Source organism: Bacteroides sp. 519 (assembly GCF_010500955.1).
GTDB lineage: Bacteria > Bacteroidota > Bacteroidia > Bacteroidales > Bacteroidaceae > Bacteroides.
The window spans coordinates 1-342 of sequence record NZ_QVMJ01000092.1; the positions used below are offsets into that span (position 1 = coordinate 1).

At 40.6% G+C, this 342-nt stretch carries 2 pseudogenes; both read left to right on the plus strand.

The features are described from left to right. Nucleotides 1-115: pseudogene (locus tag D0T85_RS22035) on the plus strand (AAA family ATPase); the annotation flags it as partial. Nucleotides 116-245: 130 nt separating this feature from the next. Then, nucleotides 246-342, plus strand: a pseudogene (locus D0T85_RS22040) (hypothetical protein); the annotation flags it as partial.

Here is a 342-nt window from a genome sequence, read left to right on the forward strand (position 1 = left end):
TGTATTTGCCAACTTTGTGTTGGCCGATGAAATTAACCGTGCACCAGCAAAAGTGCAAAGTGCTTTACTGGAAGCTATGCAGGAGCGACAGGAAAAATTACTCAAACAAAAATATCACCGCAATGATAACAGATAAGATAAACTTCAAACAGCCGAAGTATATGCTTCCTGCCATGATCTGGGTTGTAAGTATGTTTATAGTCAGTCTGCTGTTCTTTCTTTGCAGGCATAAATCGGGTTCTATATTAGGAGCCAAATTGGTGATGAGAAATGCTTTGGAAGATGCCGAAATGAAACCGGAAGAGGTTGATTACATCAACGTTCACGGAACTTCAACACCTG